Raw genomic sequence first — 17,273 nt, 5'->3', positions numbered from 1 at the left:
TAGCCGCTCGGGGCTTTCTGGCGGTTCGCGGTGTCTCTGACTACGACTACTAGCGGGGCTTTCTGGCGGTTCGCGGTGTCTCTGACGACGACTACTAGCGGGGCTTTCTGGCGGTTCGCGGTGTCGTGATCAGTTGGAGCTAGCGGTGCGTTGTGGCTTTCAAGGCTCGAAACACCCGAACCAGCTACCTCTAGAACGGCGACTGGATGGGGGAAGGTCCTTATTCCCGTCGGCCGCATGTACGTACATGATAGACGAAACAGTCCGGGAGATAGAGGAGATGCAGACCCAGAGCTCCTCTATCGTGGCCGTCAAGGCCGCCAAGGCGCTGCGTGAGCTGACAGAGCGGGAGTGCCACACTGTCGAGGACTTCAATCGCGTCGTCGAGCGCAACTCCTCGGCGCTCCAGCGGGCCAACCGCTCGCATGCCCCCCTCTATACGACCCAGCAGCGCATCGTCGAGGCCGTAAAGGAGTCCGACGCCGACAGCGTCGAGGAAGCGAAAACGGCGCTGGTCGAGGCCATCGAGGCGGTCGTCGAGGAGGTCGAATCGAGCAAGCAGCGCGCCGCCGAGCGTGCCGCCGAACTCGTCGACGACGGCGACGTCTTGCTGACCCACGAGAACTCCTCGACCGTTATGGCGACCTTCGACGAGGTGGTGGGTGCGGGCAAGGAGGTCGAGACGTTCGTCACCGAGTCCCGACCCCGCTTTCTGGGCCGGAAGACCGCCCGACAGCTCGCCGAGCGCGACGGCGTGGCGACGACGCTCATCACCGACGGCGCCGCGGGCCACTACCTGGAAGAAGTCGACCGCGTCCTCGTCGGGATGAACTGCGTCATCGACGACGTGGTGTACAACCGCATCGGCACCCACTCGGTCGTCGCCTCGGCGGCCAGCCACGGCGTCCCGGTCACCGTCGTGGGGTCGTCCTCGAAGTTCATCGGCAGCGGCTTTACCTTCGAGAACACCTTCCGCCCGGCCAGCGAAGTCATGCTCGAACCCGCCGAGGGGTTCGAGGTCGCGAACCCGGGCTACGACGCGACGCCGACGCGGCTCATCGATTCGGTCGTCACCGAGAACGCCGTCATGGAGTTCTGAGGGCGGTACATCGGTTACACTACGTAACCCCGAACGGTCTGCGACACCTGCTTTCCCGTAGTCTGCCTGAAATATATCCCCACGTGACCGGAAGCGAGAGGCATGTCTGTCACAGACACCGACGGCGTCACGATAACGCAGTACACCGACCCGATGTGCACCTGGTGCTGGGGCTCGGTACCAGTCGTCCGGCATCTCCGGGCGACGTACGGAGACCAGATAGGGGTCGAGTACGTCATGGGCGGGCTCGTCGAGGACTTCGACAGCTTCTACGACGCGGCCAACGACATCTCGAAGCCGAGCGACGTCGCCCCACACTGGGAGGAAGCGTCGGAGCGTCACGGGATGCCGGTCGATACGTCCGTCTTCGAGACCGACCCCGCGGAGTCGACGTATCCCGCGAGCATCGCGTTCGTCGCCGCGCGCCAGCAGGACCGCCGCGACGGACAGCGATACCTCAGGGCGCTCCGCGAGGCCTACACCACGCAGGCCCGCAACGTCAGCCGGCGTGGGGAGCAGGTCGCGCTGGCCGAGCGCGTGGGGCTGGACGTGGCCGCGTTCGAACGGGCGCTGGAGGATGGAACGGCTCGGGAGCAGTTCGAGACGGACCTCGCCCGGACACGCGAGGCCGGCGTCCGGGCGTTCCCGACCTACCGGGTCAGCGGCCCCGAGGGCGAACGCGTCGCCGCCGGGTTTCAGTCCTACGACCAGCTGCAAGCCGCGCTTGGTGAGGTCGCCCCCGAACTCGACCGGTCGGCGCCGCCGTCGGTCCGGGCGTTCGTCCGCGAGTTCGGGCCCGTCGCGACCCAGGAGGTAGCCGAGAGCTGCGAACTCGACCGCGGCAAGGCCAGGCAGGTCCTCCAGTCGCTCCACGGCGAGGGGGCGGTACGTCGCGACCCGCGCGGAAACGGCGTATTCTGGGACGGCGGTGACCGCTGATGGGGGTCCTCGACAACGGCGAGTGGAAGCCCGACGCGACCCGTGACGAGTACGACCACGACAGCTTCGACAGCCGCGTTCGGGCCGCCACGGACGCGACGTTCCCCGCCGAGGCCGACCGGTACCACCTGTACATCTCACGGGCCTGCCCCTGGGCTCACCGCGCGGCGCTGACCCGGCGGCTGCTTGGGCTGGACGGCGTCGTGTCGATGGACGTTGTCGACCCCGTTCGCCGGGACGCGGGCTGGGAGTTTACGCCCGCAAGAGACGGCTGCACGGCCGACTCGGTCCACGGTGCCGAGCGGCTGTACGAGGTGTTTCAGACCGCCGACCCGGAGTACACCGGGCCGGTCACCGTCCCCGTGCTCGTCGACCGGGAGACGGGAACCATCGTCCACGAGGAGTCCGCCGACATCTCCCGGATGCTCGCGACCGAGTTCACCGAGTTCCAGTCGGCCGACCGGGACCTCTACCCTGAATCACTGCGCGGGGAGATAGACGACGCCATCGACGACGTCCACGCTGGCGTGAACACGGGCGTCTACGATGCCGGGTTCGCCGACTCACAGGCCGAGTACGAGGCCGCCGTCGAGGACCTGTTCACGGCGATGGAGCGGTGGGACGACCGGCTGGCCGACCAGCGGTACGCCGTCGGCGACCAGCTGACCCTCGCGGACGTGTTCCTGTTCCCGACGCTGTACCGGTTCGACGCAGTCTATCACACCCACTTCAAATGCAACGTTCGGCCGCTCGTCGATTTCGACCATCTCTGGGATTACGCGCGGGACATCTACCAGACGGGCGATGCAGAGTCCACGACGGTCGCGGCGACCTGCAACATGGACCACGCGAAAGCCCACTACTACCGGAGCCACACCGATATCAACCCGACCGGATTCGTCCCGGTCGGCCCGGAGGCCGACTGGACGGCCACGCACGGCCGGGCCGCTCTGGCCGCTGACAGCGACTCCTCGTCGTGAGTGAATCGGAATAGAAGTCAAAAGCTTTATATTTTTGACCAGTTCGCGGCAGCCTGGCCGTTTCTCCCTTTTTGAGCCCTCAGAACCCATTTCAACCCATCGAATAGCTCGCAGAAAACCAGGTGTATCGCGGGAAACCTGATTTAGTGTAAGCTGCCTGAAATATATGATGCGGGGGTCCCTTGCACTATTTGCAACGATGGTACGAAGCCATATTCGACACGCAGTCGATTCGAACCGGACCCAAACCGCCCCCGCTCACGAAGGAGGTGAGTGCTGATGGCGTTTACGTCGCCGCTGGCCGAGGCCGCGTTCCTCGTCGGCCGGGCGCTGTTCGCGCTCGTGGTCAGCTACCTCGCGGTGGGGAACTTGCTGGACCTCGAAGCGTCGGTCGGGTACGCAAAGAGCAAGGGCGCACCGCTGGCGTCGGTGACGGTGCCGCTGGGGAGTGTCGGGCTGATAGCGGGGTCGCTGTCGGTGCTTGCGGGCGTCTACCCGGCCGTCGGCGCGGCGGCGATACTCGTCTTCCTCGGGCCCATCACCGTGGTCATGCACGACTTCTGGACGATGGAGGGCCAGGACCGACAGAACGAGGAGTTCCACTTCCTCAAGAACGTCGGACTGCTGGGCGGCGCGCTGGTCTTCCTGGCGCTGTCGTCGCTTTCGTGGCCGCTGGCGGTCGGAGTCGGGCTCTAATCACCGATGACAGCAATCCAGACGGCGGACGGACTGGAACTCGCCACAGCCCACCGGCCGGCCGAGGGTGACGCTCGAGGCACGGTGTTGCTGGCCCACGGCATCACACAGGACATGGACGAGGGTGGGATGTTTACGCGACTCGCCGAGGGGCTCGCGGCGGCCGGCTTCGACGCCGTTCGGTTCAGCTACCGGGGCCACGGAGACAGCGACGGGCTGTCGCGAGGGGTCACCATCGGCGGCGAACTCCTCGACTTCGAGGCCGCGTTCGAGCATATGCGGACGTGCTTCGATGGGCCGTACTTCGTCGTGGCCAAGAGCTTCGGCGCGGTGTCGACCAGCCTCTCGCTGGAGCGGTATCGCGACGACATCAGCGGGGTCGTGCTATGGAACCCGGTGCTCGATATCGAGAGCACGTTCCTGGAGCCACAGGCGCCGTGGGGCCGCGAGCAGTTCACCGGCGAACAGCTGACCGAACTCGAAGCGTCCGGGTCACTGCAGCTCGACGGCGAGTTCGAGTTCGGGCGGGTGCTGTACGAGGAACTCCACCGATTCGACCCCGGGTCGCAGTTTGCCGAGCGGTCGATGCCCGCACTCGTCGTCCACGGCGACGACGACGATGTCGTCCCGTACGGGCCGACGATGCGGGTCGCGACGGAGAGCGGCGCCGACGTCCACACCATCGAGGACACGGGCCACGCGTTCCAGACGCCCGGCGGCGACCCCGTCTACAGCGACGGCGAGCGCGTTCAGGACCGCGTGACCGTCGAGTGGCTCCGCGGCCGGGCCGAATAGTCACTTTTCGAACAGAATCGCGTTCCTGCGAGTCCTTATGCACCTGTCGGTCGTGTGATTTCCCTACGTATGCACGCACACCGAACGCGGACGACCACCGAGGCGAATCGACCGACCCACCGGCCCGGTGCTCGACAGCGGGAGGGCACCTGATGGCGGCCGAGACCAGCGAGCGACAGGCGTCCGTCGAGCGACACAACGAGTCGGCCTGCCCGGTCGTGCAGGCCGTCGACAGCATCGGGACCCCGTGGCGGCTCAACGTCGTCTACGCGCTCCGGGACGGCGAGAAGCGGTTCAACGAACTCAAAGAGTCGACCGACGCCCGCTCGAAGACGCTCTCGGACGCGCTGGAGCCCCTCGTCGAAGACGACATCGTCGACCGTCGCATGGAGGAGGCGGCGCCGGTGGCGGTGTTCTATAGGCTCACCCCGAAGGGGCGGGAACTGCTCGACGTGCTGGACGAGCTGGACGACTGGGCACGACGGTGGGACGACGTGTCGCCGCCCGCAGGCGGTCGGCTCCGGGAAGACGCGTCGCCGTCGTAGCTCCGTCAGCGGTCCAGTTTTATCTGTCCGCTGGGACTGTCACAGCGTCCGAAAGACGCGAATCGTGTCCCGGTCGGTCGGCTCGCGGATGAGTTGCGCCAGTCCCAGTTCGGAGAAGACGTCCTTCCAGTTGCGGTGATAGAGCGGGAACTCGTCGTCGACGTAACTCACCGCGGTCTCGCCCCGGCCCCGCTGTGGGCTGTTGCCCTCGTTCTCGGCGGTTATCAGCAGGTCGCCCGTTATCCGTGCCAGTTCCTCGAACACCCACGTGTCCTCGGGGTGGATATGCTGGAGCGTCTCGACGGTGTAGACCACGTCGAACGCACCGTCGTCGAACTCCCCGACGAGGTCCTCTATCGCCCCGGCGTGGAACGTCCCGGTCGCGTCGAGCCGGGGGTACTGCTCGGCCAGCACGTCGAAGGCGTCGGCGTTGATGTCGATGCCGGTGAGGTTCTCGTAGCCCTGGCGCCGGAGCTGTTCGAGGTGCCGGCCGGAGCCACAGCCGACCTCCAGGATAGCGGCGTCGTCGGTGACGTAGTGACCCAGCACGTCACGGAGCGTCTCGCTGACCTCGTTGGGCCCGATATCGGCGTAATACTCCGGGGAGTACTTGCCCGACCGCTCGGCCCAGTCCCGACGCACGTCCTCGGGGTCCATACTGTCGGGGAGGCCGCTGCCGATAAATAAGCTGGCGGTCGCGTCGCCAGTGTTTGATCAGGGGGCTTTCTGGCTCTCTGAGTTGCTTTCTGCTAAACTAAGCACTACTCGCTACGCTGACGAACCGCTCATATCCCCGGCGTACGAACGACAGCCATGGAGTTCGGCGTGACCGTCGGCGACTCGCTCGACCGGCTCGAAGCGACCGCCGAGGGCTTCGATTTCGTGGAGTTCGGGCTGGGCGAGGCCATCGACATCCCGGAATCTATCGACGACGCCACCCTCGACGCGGCACTGGCCGACCAGTCGCTCGTCGTCCACCTCCCGTTCAAACAGGACGTGGCGACGCCGGTGCCCGAGATAAACGACGCCATCGTCGGCTACCAGAAGCGCCTGCTCGACTGGGCGAGCGAGCGCGGGGCTCGGAAGGCAGTCCTGCACGCGACCGTCCGGGACCCGTACGACACCGGGCTGCGTGAGACGGCCGCCGAGCAGCTCGCCAGAATCGTCGCGGCCGGCGAGGCCCGCGGCGTGGAGGTCGTCGTCGAGAACGTCGGCCACCAGCGCCATGGACTCCAGCTCTCCGTACTGGGCGATATCGCCGAGGAGGTGGGCGCCTCGGTCTGTTTCGACGTGGGCCACGCGTATATGGAAGCCGGCAACGACGGCATCCAGCGCTTCTGTAAGTACCACGGCGACCTCGTCTCGCACCTGCACGTCCACGACGTGCGCGGGCGCGGCGACACCCACATGCCACTGGGCGCGGGCGAGGTCGACGGCGACATAGTCGGGCAGTATCTCGACGACTTCGACGGCACCGTCGCCGTCGAGGTGTTCACCGACGACGCGGCACTCCTGTGCGACAGCGCCGACCGCGCGGCGGCGTGGTTCGGCGAGCGGCGGTGAGGTCGGCTGTCGGTCGCCCCGTCTGTGTCGGGACGCGGCCACGCCACGGTGCGGCCATATTGTTAGTTCGTTGAGACTATACGCACACGGCACGTAGTAACTGCCCCAATGTCTCGACCGGAACGCAGGCGGACGACAGTGACCAGTGAAACAGCCAGCGCGGGACCGGTCAGTGGGCGAGAGGCCGTCGCCCGGCGGATGGCTGGCGGTGTGTGCGACCACGGTGGCCGTCGGGGCCTCGCAGGAGACTCGCCATGCCACTAGACGAGGACAAGTATCCCGAGGAGTCGGGCCGGCGGCGCTTCGTCGCGGGCGTCGTCGGGAGCGCCGCCCTGGCGACCGTCGGGGCCGGCGGCGCGGCCGCGGTCGATACGCTCACCGACCCCTCGGGCGAGGGCGGCGGGACGACGGAGTTCCTCGGCGTCGAGAACATCGACGGGCCCGCCCCGCGCGGGATGCCAATCATCCCCATCGAGATACAGGATGGCCAGCTCGTCGGCGTCTGGCCGGAGTACGACCCCGAGGCACGCGTCGCCATCGCCCGGGACTTCGGCGGGAGCGGTATCGACTACTCCTCGGCGTGGTTCCAGTACTGTGGCACCCAGACGGCGCCGGGCGTCCGTCCGCAGGCCGACCAGGACAACGTCCTGCGGAACAGCCCGGGGAGCTACGACTGGCAGAGCGACGTCGAACAGGGCGAGCCCCTGACCGTCGACATGTTCGAGGAGTACGAATCCTGGGGGAACGGTATCGGCCAGTCGGGACTGGGTAAACCAGCCAGCGCGACGTGGCGCTCGGAGGGGGACGTCCAGTCCATCCCGGTCCAGCTCATCCGCTCGAACCGTGTCAGGCAGATGGCCGCGGGCGAGGGGGAGTTCAGCGACCTGCCGGGGAGCGTTCGACAGTTCATCGCGGAAGCGGCCCCCGAGGGCTTCATCGCCTGGCTCAACAAGTGCACGCACTTCTGCTGTGTCCCCGGGTGGAAGACCCAGGCGGGCAGCGCCGCGTTCAACGCCGAGAACGATATCTACTGCCAGTGCCACCAGTCCGTCTACGACCCGTTCAACCCCGTGCTGACGCAGTTCGTCGCGCTGCCGCGTCCGCCGGCGAGCGAGAGCGAATCGTCGGAGTAGCGAGGTCGGCACAGTGTGCCGACCTCGAAGCGGAACGGCGAGTGGAACGAGCCGGAGAGCAGTAGCGAGACATCGACCACAGGGAGATGTCTCGACGGAACGGGGAGCCCGAGGCGTGAGCGAAGTGAATCGCCTCGACGGAACGAGTCGCGTCGCTGGCTCGCGGGTCACTACGTTCCCCGCTCGCCCGTAACGAGGTCACTCACTCCGTTCGTGACCTCGCTACTGCTCGCCCATCTCGTAGTCGCCACCGTAGCGCATGAACACGTACGTCAGCCCGAGCGTCGCGGCCGCCACGAGCGTGGTGGCGATACCCAGCGTCTTCGCGCTGTTTGGCACCTGAACCACGTCGCTGCCGCCGCCACCGCCGCCACCGCCACTGGCCGTCGGATAGTCGGTCCCGACGACGACGGACCCTTTCATCCCCAGGCTCACGTGGGGTTCACAGACGTAGTTGTAGATGCCGTCCGTGTCGAAGGTTACCTCGTAGGTCTCCCCCTCGGTCGCGACGGGTTCGCCCGAATCGATAGTGTCGCCGCCCTCCTCGACGACGTTGTGGCCGCCGCCCTGGCCGGTCCACTCCCAGACGACCGTGGCCCCGTTGTCGACGTGGACCGCCGGCGGGTCGAAGGCGAAGGCCCCGCCGTTGCCCTGGGCGCCGACCGCCACCGACACCTGGTCCTGCCCCTGTGCGTCGGTGACGCTGCCGTCGAAGTTCCCCACGTCGTCGAGGAAGCCGCCGAAGTCCGGCGGGCCGCCGCCACCGCCTTCGCCACCCTCGGCCGGTGAGCCCGCCTCGGTTCCCGTCTCGTTACCGCCCTCCGTCCCGGCCGGTGTCCCGCCTGCTGTGCCCGTCGGGGTGCCGTCTTCAGCGGGCGTTCCCTCCTGTGCAGTCGCGCTACCAGTGGCCGCAGTCGCCGTCACGCCAGCAGCGCCCAGCATGAACGCCCGGCGAGAGACGGTCGTACTCCCAGATGCCATGCGATTCGATAGGGCACCGACTGTCCTGTATATATTGGATTTGTTACTATTCCGGCGAGTAGTGTTTACCCGACGGGCGGCGTATCGAAGCGCGGCAAGGGACACACCAGCGCCAAGACAGCGGTCACAGCAGGAAGGTCCCGAGGAAGCCGACGGCCGTCGCCAGCGTGATGTACGGTCCGGCCTCCGCGTAGGCGTCGGGGTATATCTCGGCGGCGAGCGACGCGAGGACGGCCCCGCCGGCGAAGGACCGGACGGCGCCGATCCAGTAGTCCGGCAGGGGCGGCAGCAACCAGTACCCGAGCAAGACAGCGGCACCGACGACGAGAGCGGTGACGACCCACGCGCCCATCGTCTGCCACTCGCCCCGGTTCTCGGTCATGTTCGTCCCGGACATCATCGACTGGGAGCCGTTGGTGACGACGAGCGCGAACAGGAAGGGGAGCGGGCCCGGAGCCGTCCCGACCAGCAGCGACCCCATGGCGGCGTTCTCGGGAATCCCGTCGGTCGTCACGCTCGCCCACAGCCCCCAGCCGTTCTCCTCGGACTGGTCGCTCGCGAGGATGTCGATGAGGATATCGAGCGCGCCGAAGACGGCCACACCGACGAGAAAGTAGCCCGAGGCGGGCCACTTCCCGATGTTCTGGACCGCCGGTTCGTACAGCTCGAAGGCTAGCGAGACAACGAGCGAGCCGCCACCGACGGCAAGTAGCGCCGCCTGCCAGCGCCGCTCCGGACGTATCCAGATGCCGATAGCCGCACCCACGATGAGCGCACTCGCCGAGAACACCGCGTAGAACCACGGGTTCGAGCGCAGGCCGCCGGTCTGGAGCAGCCAGCCCGCCCCAGCTACGAACCAGGTCATAGCACCTCGCTGCGTCCACGCGTTCCGTCCGGGACTGACGAGCGAACCACGGCACCGTCGCTCAGGCCACACATGTTACATATCTAATGCTTGAAAGTCAATATTTCTGGCGCAGTGGTCGACGACGGTTCGTGAGCGCGGGACGGCGGCGCTGTACTGCGGCCGTCAGTCCGCTGCCGGCCGTGCCTCGATGATGGTGACCATCCCAGCAAACAGCGTCTCGCTCTCGAGGACGGTCAGCTCCGTCCCCTCGAAGTGTGCGAGTGGCTCCTGGGTCCACCGACAGCCGTGTTGCTCGTAGTGGGCGTCGGCGCGCCAGTCCTGGAACCGGCCGAGGAGTTCCACGTCGCTGCGACCGTGTTCGAACAGTAGGACACGGCCGTCGGGCCGGCAGACCCGCGCCATCTCCGACAGCGCCGCGACCGGGTCGGGGAAGGTACAGGTAGAGAGCGCGGAGATGACCGTATCGAAGCTGTCGTCGGGAAACTGGAGGTCCTGGGCGTCCATCCGATACACCGTCCCACCCCGGCGGAGCTCGTCGAGTTCGGCCCGTGCCGCCTCGACCATCTCGGCGCTGACGTCGACACCGACCAGCTGGGCACTGCCGGGCAGATACCGGAAGTTCGTCCCGGCCCCACAGGCGACATCGAGCACCCGGCCGCGGGCCTCGCCGAACGCTCGCTTCCGGAGCGGGCCGCTGAACAGCCGGTTGGCCCAGTCCCAGCGTTCGTACTGGGCGGCCATGTCGTCGTAGAGGCCGGCGATGTCTGAACTGGACATGGGGCGGTCACGAGCACCGTCCGTGTGGCTGTCGGTCGCGGAACTGTCTGTGGACATCTGCGTGGGCGTATCGGTATCTCCGTCCACTGGCGACAAATAGGCTGTCCACGTGTGCACTGTCGGAGACGACGTGGCCGGGACTCGACGCCGGGTCGACGGGACGTGGGGCGCTCCCGCTGCAGCGACAAATATCGAGCCTACCTGAACGCCCATGACGCCGGAGCCCACTGGACTATTCATGGGGGACCCGCCATCGCCCGACCAGGACGTGCTCCGAGCCCTCGAACTCGCGGACGGGTATCTCGACGAGGCCGAAGACCTTCTGTGGGCCGCCGCCACGGAGAGCGCTGCTGACGACGTCAGCGAACCCATAGAGGAACTGACACAGGAGGTCTGGGACGTGCAGGCAAGGCTCGAAACGCTCAAGGAGGAGTTCGAGACCGAGTAGCGTGGTTCGGGCGTTACGTTGTCGCCAGCTCGGGGTCCGTATACCAGTACGCCCACAGAATCAACACGCCCTGGAGCGGCAGCCGTCCCCATCGAACGACCGCGGACGGGTCACCCCCGCCGGGCATCCCCGTGACGACGACCGCGCTGGTCGCCATGTAGACGTTCGCGGGGAAGATGGCGACGAGGAGGGCGATAGTCGCCCACGCCGCGTACTGTCGCGTCCGTGGCCACAGGAGTCCGAGTCCCACGGCGACCTCGGCGACGCCCGAGAGGTAGACCAGCGCGAGCGGCGCGGGCAGGACCGGCGGGATAATCTGTGCGTACAGTTCCGGGACGACGAAATGCAGGAGTCCAGCGACGACGTAGCCGGGACCCATCACGTACAGCAGCGGGCGTTTGAGTGGCGCCAGGCGACCAGACATCTGTCCCCCGCTACGGCGACAGCAGTGAAGCAGTTTGGGGTAGGACAGCCCACGCGTCGTGGTTGCACTCGCAAGTCGACTGGCTATCAGCACGGAGCGTCACCACGTACGCATGAGCTCACAGCTGACCGTGAAGGCGGTCGACCGCGACGACGACCACTACCAGGTGCAGTTCCGCGAGACCGACGACTTCGACGACCTGACGACGCCCGACTGGGCGCGGGAACTCGCCGAGTCGGAACTACCGGGCAGCGACGTACAGATGGGACGAGAGGAGACCGACGAGTGGCGCATCCAGAGCGTCCGCGTGCCAGCCGACCGGGTCGACGGCGACGGCGACGCCGCCCGGAAGGCCCTCCAGGTCGTCAGCCTCGTCACCGACCACGAGATGTTCGAGTCGGAGTGACCCCCGCCGGGGAGCGTTGCAGCTGGATTCGCCGCCTCGCGCCACCGGAGGTAGCTTTTTGCATACCGTTTCACTGTATACTGTGTGCCGATTCAACGTGCGAAACCTCTCACCCAACTCTATGCGGACATCGCGGACTACGACCTCGTTCTCGTTCCGGATGCACCACTGGCCAGCGCTCTCAACCGACGGCTCGACCGGCCACACTTCGGGACCTTCGCGACCACGCCACGTCGGCTGGCTGCCGGCCGTCGTGAACAGGCCGAGGACCGCGTCGCCTTCCTCGACGTCGTCGACAGCGTGCGGTCGTCGACCCCACGGACAGACGGCGACACCGGGGCCGTCGACAACTGGAAAACGCTCGCCTACGCCATCGGGAACGTCCTGCAGTGCTGGGAGCACCACGGAGCGGCTGACGCGATACTGGACTACGACGAATTTGCGGATTCGACGACCGAAGCGGTGGTCGAACAGCTCTCGACCCGCCAGACGACCTCACAGCAGCTGACCGAGTACACGGTTTCGGCGTCCCAGGACGTCGCCGTCGTCGGCGAGACGCAGTTCACCGAACTCGAACAGTCGATTCTTCCGGAGGCGTACGACAGCTATTCGCTGTTCGCCGAGGAGTCCTTCGAGCTGCCAGCCGTCAATATCTTCGACTCGCCCGGCCACATCGTCGACGCGCTGCTCGACTCCATCGACGAGGAGCGTGCAGACGACGTCGCGGTCGTCCTCGAGAACGGCAGTCAGTACTCCTCGCTGGTCGAATCGGCGTTCGAATCTGCGGATATTCCCTACTACGGCGGGCCCGGCTTCGTGGACGACCCCGACCACCGGGCGCTGGTGCGCTTGCTCCGGGTCGCACATCGCGGGAGCGACACCACCGTCGCGGACGTCAAACCCATCCTGTCTCACTGCGGCGTCGACCTCGGTGTCGCCCACGACGAAAAGCGACTCTCGGCAGTCAGCCATCCCGACCTCGAGTGGCTACAGGCGTGCTGTGCGGAGATAGCGTCACGGACGTTTCGAGACGTACTGGAAACCTACGAGTCGAAATCGGGCGCGACACTCGACCGGCTCCGGACAGAACTGGAGACGCTGGGCCTGCTGGAGACGCCAGTCACGGCCGACGCGCTCGGGCGACTGGAGTACTACCTCGACACCTACGAGGTGCCGGTCGACCGCGAGAACAGCGGTGTCCTGCTCGCCGACGCGAAGTCCTCGGGCTACGTCGGCCGACCGGTCGTCTTCTATCTCGGCCTCGACGAGGGGTGGACCCACTCGGCCCCACAGCGACCGTGGGTCGACACGGCCGAACAGTTCGAACGGTACATCCGACGGTTCCAGTTGCTCCTCCAGAGCGGGCGCGAACAGTACTACCTCGTCCAGGATACGGCCGGCGGGCAGCCGGTGACTCCGTGTCTGTACTTCAACGAGCTCCTGGACGCGGAGTGCAGCCAGTTCAGCGACCTCGACTCGGTCAGCTACAGTCGACCACGGAACGGAGACGGCGGTGGCTTCGAGCGAGAACCCCTCGACCCGCCGGTCGAGTCCGAATCGGTCGAGACCATCAGTCAGTCCAGCCTCAACACCTACGTCAACTCGCCGCGGGACTATCTGTTCAGCCGGTTGCTCGACAGCCCGGACGCCGATTACTTCGAGGAAGGGCAGCTGTTTCACGACTTCGCGGAGTTCTACGTGAACCACCCCGAGAGCGTCGACGAGTCGGTCGTCGACGAGGTGGTCGAACTGATGTGCTCGGAGGTGCGGCCGTTCTACCCCGAACACGACCGGACGCTCCGTGCGCGGCGCTATCGAATCGGACTGGAGACGATTATGGCGTTCCTCGATGCGAACCGACCAGAGGCCGGTGACTTTCTCACCGCGGCCTCGGGCTTCGGGACCAACACGTTCGCAGAGCGGTTCGACAGACCGGTCGACGCGCCGATAACCGAGCGGTGGTTCGAGAACGCCGAACTGGGCATCAAGGGGCTCATCGACCTCGTGTACGCGCCCGACCACCTGCTGGATTACAAGAGCGGGTCGAAGAAGTCGGCCTACGACGTGGTTAAACAGTCCGCAATCGACCCGCCGAGTGACACCGTCGACTACCAGGCGCTCCTGTATCTCACGCACTATCGCACCGTCCGGCCGGACGAGCGACTGGAGTTCACCTTCTTTTACTTCCTCGACAATCTGGACGACGTCGTCGCTGGCGAGGCGAATCTCGACGACACACTCACCACCGTCTCGTACCACCCGACGACGTTCGACGAGTACGTGGGGTCGCGAGACGCGTACGACGAGTTACTGGACGGCTACAGCGACTGCGTCGCGACGTTCGAAGCGCTGGGCTTCGAGGCGTACGCCGATATCGTCGATGGGCTGTCGTTCCCAGAGACGACCGACAGGGCCGAACTCCGAGCGTCCGAGTTCGCCGAGCAGTTCACCGAGGCCGTCGTCGCAGGCACCCCCGACGACGTCGACGCGGAGAAGGGCAGCGACCAGGCGATTCGCGCCCTCAACGGCGTCCGAAAGCGGGCGTACTTCCGGGAAGACCTCGACCGCTTCGAGGAGTTTATCGAGGAGCGGCTGGCCGAACTCGACCGCCGGCGGGCCGGGGAGGAACGGTTCCCCGTCGACGGTCCCGGCGGCGAGCCGAACTACCGTCGGGTCGACCACCGTGACCTGCTGCTGGAGGGCGACCGATGAGCGAGCTCTCGCCCAACGACGCCCAGCAACGGCTCATCGACGGGACCGAGGGCATCTATCACGTCGACGCCGGGGCCGGGACCGGGAAGACGTTCACCATCACACGCCGGTACGCGAACATCGTCGACCAGCCCGCCGTGGAACCCGAGGACGTCCTGCTGGTGACCTTCACCAACAGCGCGGCCACGGAGATGCGCGAACGCATCGTCGAGAACTGCTCGTACGGGATGCGAGAACTCGCCGACGCGCCCATCCAGACGTTTCACGCCTACTGCTACGACCTGCTGGCCGAACACGGCTATCGCGCACCGACGCATCTGGGTATCGACGACCGAATCACCGGCTCGACGCGCATCGTCGAGGACGAGTTCGTCGAACGCGAGTACTTCAGGGAGTTCTACGGCCAGTTCCGGGACCGACATCCGGAGTACACGGACCTGTTTCGGGTACTCTCGAACCCGCTCGAAGGACTCGAACTCGTCAACGAACTGGCGTCGAAGGGCGTCTTCCCGACCGCCGAGGGCTGGTATCGCGACGGGGCGGACGCGCTGCATGGTTCGTTTGGGGCGTTCAAATCCCAGTTTGACGCAGTGAACGAACCCCGCAACGGTGGGTCGAAGCAGTCGAAGCTCCGGGAAGCCCTGTCCGGGTTCGGCCGGTCGAAGACCTACCGCCCCGACGCGCCATCGAAGACGGAGCTTCGCGGCGGGCGCGGGACGAAACAACTCGACGACAGCGTCGCCAGGGACGTGTTCGAATCGGATAGAAGCGAACTCGAAGCGTTCGTCCACGACCTCTACGTCGAGTACCTCGAGTTCGCACTCGCGCGGAACTACCTCAACTTCGGCTTCCTGCAGTTGCTCGCGTTCGTGCAGCTGTGTGAATCTCCACAGCTTCGCGAGCGCGTCGGCTTCGAGTACGTGATGGTCGACGAGTTCCAGGACGCAAGCGAGATACAGTTCAAGCTCGCCCTGTTGCTCGCCGAGACGGACAACCTCTCGGTCGTCGGCGACTGGAAACAGAGCATCTACTCGTTCCAGTACGCCGACGTCGAGAACATCACCGAGTTCGAGACGCGACTCGAACGGTTCGCCGCGGAGCTGAACGACCCCGACGACACGCGGGTCGGCTTCCAGACAGACAACGTCGAGCGCATCTCGCTGACCGAGAACTACCGCTCGACGCAGTCGATTCTGGACTTCTCCGAACACGCCCTGGAGACGCCGGCGACGAGTTCCGACAGCGTCGACGTCGAGGACCTGGGCGAGGTCGACTCCCTCCAGTCGAACGCGCCCTTCGACGAGACGACTATCGAGGCGCTGGCACACGAGGACGAGTACGAAGCCGTCCTCGCGAAGGTACAGGACATCGTCGGCAACGCGGACTATCCCGTCGAGGACGAGGACGGCGAGCCACGAGCGCCGACGTTCGAGGATATCGCCGTCCTCACGCGGACGCGGGATTTCGGTCGTGAACTGCTGGACGTCGCGGGAGAATACGACGTCCCGGTCGCCTACGACGGCGACGTCGAACTGTTCCGCAGCGACCCCGCGAAGCTGTTGCTCGCCTGGCTGCGAATCGTCGACAGCGACGCCGACCGTGGCTGGGCCGTCGTCCTCGAACGGGCGAGCTACACCATCGACGAGATAGACGCCATCCTCGAAGACGAGCGCTACCCCGAGAATATGGCGGCGTTTCGCGACTCCCTTCGAGAACTGGCAAGCGTCGGCTCGCTCACTCGGCGCGTCTTCGAGCGCTACGGGATGACCGGCGAGTACGCCGACGTCATCCTCCATCTCGTCCAGTCGGTGCACGATTCGACCACGTTCACCCGCGGCGACCTGATTCGCTTCATCCAAGACGGTATCGAGAACGGGAGCACACACGGCGTCCACACCAGCGCCAGCGAGGACTCGGTGACCGTCCAGACCATCCACTCGGCGAAGGGGCTGGAGTATCCCATCGTGATTTTGGCGAACATGAACGAGGGACGGTTCCCACCCCGGACGCGGAGCTCGGGCGTGCTTCGCTACGAGGAGTCCGTGGGCGTCCGCCAGCGGAAGGTGTACGGTGAGGAGGGGCTGTACCCCCATATCTACGACAACTGGCGCTACGACGTCTACCGGCGCTGTCTCCCCGACGGATACGACGAGGAACGACGGTTGCTGTACGTCGCGATTACCCGCGCCGAGCACCACCTGGTGTTTGCGGGTGGCGAGAAGCCCAACACGTTCCTCCAGGAGCTGCCCGTCGAGGTGCAGGACGGGAGTACCGAGATCGAGCGCGTAGTGGCAACGGAGACCGAACAGTCACAGTTGCCCTTCACTATCGCGTCGCCCGATGGACCGGCGAGTTACAGCCCGCACTCGCTCATGGACGACGGCGTGTTCGAGGGCGGTGGCGAGAGTGTAGAGATAGAGCGGGACGGAGAGGGCGGGATGGACTTTGGAACACAGGTCCACGACTTCGCCGAAGCGTACGTTCTGGGTGCGGACGTGACGCCATCGAACGAGCACGAGGAGCGTATTCAGGAGCTCATTGCTGGCCTGACCGGCGAGTTGTTCGCCGAGGAGGACGCCGTCTTGCCCCTGGAGGTCGACGGCGAGCGAGTGGCGATTACCGGCGTCGTCGACCTGGTGCACCTGACCGCAGACCGCGTCGAGATTATCGACTACAAGACCGACGGGAGCCGGCGCGCCCAGGCGGAGTACCGCAAACAGTTGAGCGTCTACTACCACGTGCTCGCGAGTGTGTATCCAGGAAGGGAAGTGACGACGAGTCTCTTCTACTCGGCGGACGGAGAGCGGGTCGCGGTGGAGCCGCTGTCGAGGGACGAGGTTCGGGCGCTGGTGCAGGCGGTTTCGTAGCGCTTGTGCCGGTGCCCCACGCCGACGATGCCGGCTTCCC

17 protein-coding genes are annotated in these 17,273 nt (G+C 66.1%); 12 read left to right on the top strand and 5 right to left on the bottom strand.

What is annotated here, in order from left to right:
• Nucleotides 1–247: 247 nt before the first annotated feature.
• The 6 genes from EGD98_RS10790 (at nt 248) to EGD98_RS10765 (ending at nt 5,054) form a co-directional block, all read left to right on the top strand.
• Nucleotides 248–1,099 (top strand): eIF2B alpha/beta/delta subunit family protein, encoded by an 852-nt coding sequence (locus EGD98_RS10790; RefSeq protein ID WP_220588383.1) that lies wholly within the window; start codon nt 248–250, stop codon nt 1,097–1,099.
• A 102-nt stretch (nt 1,100–1,201) separates the two neighbouring features.
• Nucleotides 1,202–2,038 (top strand): DsbA family oxidoreductase, encoded by an 837-nt coding sequence (locus tag EGD98_RS10785; protein WP_220588382.1) that lies wholly within the window; start codon nt 1,202–1,204, stop codon nt 2,036–2,038.
• Nucleotides 2,038–3,018: a glutathione S-transferase family protein gene (locus EGD98_RS10780; RefSeq protein WP_220588381.1), complete on the top strand. Its 981-nt coding sequence runs from the start codon at nt 2,038–2,040 to the stop codon at nt 3,016–3,018. Before EGD98_RS10785 ends, EGD98_RS10780 begins: the two co-directional genes overlap by 1 nt.
• Nucleotides 3,019–3,297: 279 nt before the next feature.
• Nucleotides 3,298–3,714, top strand: a complete 417-nt coding sequence (locus tag EGD98_RS10775) for a DoxX family membrane protein (protein ID WP_220588380.1) — start codon at nt 3,298–3,300, stop codon at nt 3,712–3,714.
• 6 nt (nt 3,715–3,720) lie between these two features.
• Nucleotides 3,721–4,509 carry an alpha/beta hydrolase gene (locus tag EGD98_RS10770; RefSeq protein WP_220588379.1) on the top strand — a complete coding sequence of 263 codons (789 nt, stop codon included), beginning with the start codon at nt 3,721–3,723 and terminating at the stop codon, nt 4,507–4,509.
• A 152-nt stretch (nt 4,510–4,661) separates the two neighbouring features.
• On the top strand, nt 4,662–5,054 hold the full coding sequence (locus EGD98_RS10765) for a winged helix-turn-helix transcriptional regulator (RefSeq protein WP_220588378.1): 393 nt from the start codon (nt 4,662–4,664) through the stop codon (nt 5,052–5,054).
• A gap of 39 nt (nt 5,055–5,093) precedes the next feature.
• On the opposite strand, the gene EGD98_RS10760 is transcribed toward EGD98_RS10765, so the two are convergent.
• On the bottom strand, nt 5,094–5,711 hold the full coding sequence (locus tag EGD98_RS10760; RefSeq protein WP_220588377.1) for a class I SAM-dependent methyltransferase: 618 nt from the start codon (nt 5,709–5,711) through the stop codon (nt 5,094–5,096).
• A gap of 156 nt (nt 5,712–5,867) precedes the next feature.
• Between EGD98_RS10760 and EGD98_RS10755 the strand changes: the two genes are divergently transcribed.
• Nucleotides 5,868–6,617, top strand: coding sequence for a sugar phosphate isomerase/epimerase family protein (locus EGD98_RS10755; protein ID WP_220588376.1), 750 nt, complete (start codon nt 5,868–5,870; stop codon nt 6,615–6,617).
• Nucleotides 6,618–6,871: 254 nt separating this feature from the next.
• The gene (locus tag EGD98_RS10750) at nt 6,872–7,750 is read left to right on the top strand and encodes a ubiquinol-cytochrome c reductase iron-sulfur subunit (RefSeq protein ID WP_220588375.1); all 879 of its coding nucleotides are present in this window, start codon (nt 6,872–6,874) and stop codon (nt 7,748–7,750) included.
• Between the two features lie 222 nt (nt 7,751–7,972).
• On the opposite strand, the gene EGD98_RS10745 is transcribed toward EGD98_RS10750, so the two are convergent.
• From EGD98_RS10745 to EGD98_RS10735, 3 genes are all read right to left on the bottom strand, one after another.
• The gene (locus EGD98_RS10745) at nt 7,973–8,731 is read right to left on the bottom strand and encodes a halocyanin domain-containing protein (RefSeq protein ID WP_220588374.1); all 759 of its coding nucleotides are present in this window, start codon (nt 8,729–8,731) and stop codon (nt 7,973–7,975) included.
• Nucleotides 8,732–8,855: 124 nt separating this feature from the next.
• Nucleotides 8,856–9,596, bottom strand: a complete 741-nt coding sequence (locus tag EGD98_RS10740; RefSeq protein WP_220588373.1) for a ZIP family metal transporter — start codon at nt 9,594–9,596, stop codon at nt 8,856–8,858.
• 165 nt (nt 9,597–9,761) lie between these two features.
• The gene (locus EGD98_RS10735; protein ID WP_220588372.1) at nt 9,762–10,376 is read right to left on the bottom strand and encodes a class I SAM-dependent methyltransferase; all 615 of its coding nucleotides are present in this window, start codon (nt 10,374–10,376) and stop codon (nt 9,762–9,764) included.
• A 238-nt stretch (nt 10,377–10,614) separates the two neighbouring features.
• Between EGD98_RS10735 and EGD98_RS10730 the strand changes: the two genes are divergently transcribed.
• Nucleotides 10,615–10,824 (top strand): hypothetical protein, encoded by a 210-nt coding sequence (locus EGD98_RS10730; RefSeq protein ID WP_220588371.1) that lies wholly within the window; start codon nt 10,615–10,617, stop codon nt 10,822–10,824.
• Nucleotides 10,825–10,837: 13 nt separating this feature from the next.
• On the opposite strand, the gene EGD98_RS10725 is transcribed toward EGD98_RS10730, so the two are convergent.
• A complete protein-coding gene (locus EGD98_RS10725; RefSeq protein ID WP_236039460.1) occupies nt 10,838–11,248 on the bottom strand; it encodes a DoxX family protein in 411 nt (136 codons plus the stop codon).
• 112 nt (nt 11,249–11,360) lie between these two features.
• Between EGD98_RS10725 and EGD98_RS10720 the strand changes: the two genes are divergently transcribed.
• The 3 genes from EGD98_RS10720 (at nt 11,361) to EGD98_RS10710 (ending at nt 17,233) form a co-directional block, all read left to right on the top strand.
• On the top strand, nt 11,361–11,654 hold the full coding sequence (locus EGD98_RS10720; protein WP_220588370.1) for a hypothetical protein: 294 nt from the start codon (nt 11,361–11,363) through the stop codon (nt 11,652–11,654).
• 84 nt (nt 11,655–11,738) lie between these two features.
• Nucleotides 11,739–14,366 carry a PD-(D/E)XK nuclease family protein gene (locus EGD98_RS10715; protein ID WP_220588369.1) on the top strand — a complete coding sequence of 876 codons (2,628 nt, stop codon included), beginning with the start codon at nt 11,739–11,741 and terminating at the stop codon, nt 14,364–14,366.
• Complete coding sequence (locus EGD98_RS10710) at nt 14,363–17,233, top strand: UvrD-helicase domain-containing protein (RefSeq protein WP_220588368.1); 2,871 nt, start codon at nt 14,363–14,365, stop codon at nt 17,231–17,233. Before EGD98_RS10715 ends, EGD98_RS10710 begins: the two co-directional genes overlap by 4 nt.
• Nucleotides 17,234–17,273: the final 40 nt, after the last annotated feature.

Source organism: Haloarcula salinisoli (assembly GCF_019599405.1).
GTDB classification, from domain to species: Archaea; Halobacteriota; Halobacteria; order Halobacteriales; family Haloarculaceae; genus Haloarcula; species Haloarcula salinisoli.
This window is presented reverse-complemented; position numbering and strand designations above follow the sequence as displayed.